The organism is Pseudomonas sp. KK4, assembly GCF_001984065.1.
GTDB lineage: Bacteria > Pseudomonadota > Gammaproteobacteria > Pseudomonadales > Pseudomonadaceae > Aquipseudomonas.
In genome coordinates this window covers 1-1,684 of sequence record NZ_LYVP01000240.1, presented here as the reverse complement: position 1 = coordinate 1,684, position 1,684 = coordinate 1, and the positions used below count along the sequence as shown (strand labels likewise).

General features: G+C 60.3%; 2 protein-coding genes. One reads left to right on the top strand and one right to left on the bottom strand.

Going from position 1 to position 1,684, the window contains the following annotated elements; all coding sequences use genetic code 11:
• Positions 1-92: 92 nt before the first annotated feature.
• Positions 93-710 (bottom strand): bifunctional phosphoserine phosphatase/homoserine phosphotransferase ThrH, encoded by a 618-nt coding sequence (gene thrH, locus B0W55_RS29300; RefSeq protein ID WP_077049374.1) that lies wholly within the window; start codon positions 708-710, stop codon positions 93-95.
• A gap of 163 nt (positions 711-873) precedes the next feature.
• On the opposite strand from thrH, the gene B0W55_RS29295 reads away from it, so the two are divergent.
• Complete coding sequence (locus B0W55_RS29295; protein ID WP_007960132.1) at positions 874-1,608, top strand: phosphoadenylyl-sulfate reductase; 735 nt, start codon at positions 874-876, stop codon at positions 1,606-1,608.
• The last annotated feature ends 76 nt before the right edge of the window (positions 1,609-1,684 follow it).

Sequence of the window (1,684 nt, the reverse complement as noted above, 5' to 3'; positions counted from 1 at the left end):
AGCTTGCTCCCGCTCGGTTGCGCAGCAGCCGCAAAGATCGTGGGAGCGCTCCGCCCTCCAGCGGGAGCAAGCTCCCTCGCCACAGGGATTGGTTACAGGCTGAGGTCGCGGTTTGAGGCCTTCAAGAATTCCTCCTTCAGCTCGGCAAAGGTATGCACCGCTGGAAACTGCGGAAACTCACGAATCACATTCTCCGGCGCATGGAACAGAATCCCCGCATCCGCCTCGCCCAGCATCGTCGTGTCGTTGTACGAATCCCCTGCCGCAATTACCCGGTAATACAGGCTCTTGAACGCCAGCACCGACTGACGCTTGGGATCTTTCTGCCGCAGCTGATAGCTGGTCACCCGCCCGGTTTCGTCGGTAATCAGACGATGGCAGAGCAAGGTCGGGAAGCCCAACTGGCGCATCAGCGGCTGGGAAAACTCGTAGAAGGTGTCCGACAGGATCACCACCTGAAAGCGCTCGCGCAGCCAGTTGACGAACTCGATGGCGCCGTCCAGCGGCTTGAGCGTGGCGATCACTTCCTGGATATCGGCGAGTTTCAGCCCGTGCTCATCGAGGATTCGCAGGCGCTGTTTCATCAACACGTCGTAATCGGGGATGTCCCGGGTGGTGGCCCTGAGGGATTCGATCCCGGTTTTTTCAGCGAAGGCGATCCAGATTTCCGGGACCAGCACACCTTCCAGATCCAGACAGGCAATTTCCACAAGACACTCCCATTTGTATTGTTTATTGAGTCGAGCGAGGCCGAACTCTAGCGTCTGCACCCCCACCGCGCAACGCAGAGGACGCCCCGGCGCGCGCAGCTTTTTGTTACCATCAGCCCCCTATAGAGCGCCCAGCGCCACCGACCTGTAGGAAGCCGCCCTGATGAGCCCAACGTTCGACGTCGTGGAACTCGCCACGACCTATGCCAACAAATCCGCCCAGGACATCCTGAAACTCGCGTTCGCCGAGTTCGGCGATGACCTGTGGATATCTTTCAGCGGCGCCGAGGACGTGGTGCTGGTGGACATGGCCTGGAAACTGAACAAGAACGTCAAGGTGTTCAGCCTCGACACCGGCCGCCTGCACCCCGAGACCTACCGCTTCATCGATCAGGTGCGCGAGCACTACAAGATCGACATCGAACTGGTGTCGCCGGACTACACGAAACTTGAACCCTTCGTGAAGGAAAAAGGCCTGTTCAGTTTCTACAAGGACGGCCACGGCGAATGCTGCGGCATCCGCAAGATCGAACCGCTGCGTCGCAAGCTGTCCGGCGTCAAGGCCTGGGCCACCGGCCAGCGCCGCGACCAGAGCCCGGGCACTCGCAGTGCGGTGGCGGTGATGGAAATCGACACCGCGTTTTCCACCCCGGAACGCACCCTGTACAAGTTCAACCCGCTGGCGCAGATGACCAGCGAGGAGATCTGGGGTTACATCCGCATGCTCGAACTGCCGTACAACAGCCTGCACGAACGCGGCTTCATCAGCATCGGCTGCGAACCCTGCACCCGCCCGGTGCTGCCGAACCAGCACGAACGCGAAGGTCGCTGGTGGTGGGAAGAGGCGACTCAGAAAGAATGCGGCCTGCATGCGGGGAATATCATCAGCAAGGCCTGATCCAGAGCCTTGTGAAATCCCCTGTGGGAGCGGGCTTGCTCGCGAAAGCGCCGTGTCAGTCGCCATTTGCTTCGAC

Bases quoted from the DNA above. Each gene is read 5' to 3' on its own strand.
- B0W55_RS29295 (WP_007960132.1), top strand. From the start codon at position 874: ATGAGCCCAACGTTCGACGTCGTGGAACTCGCCACGACCTATGCCAAC.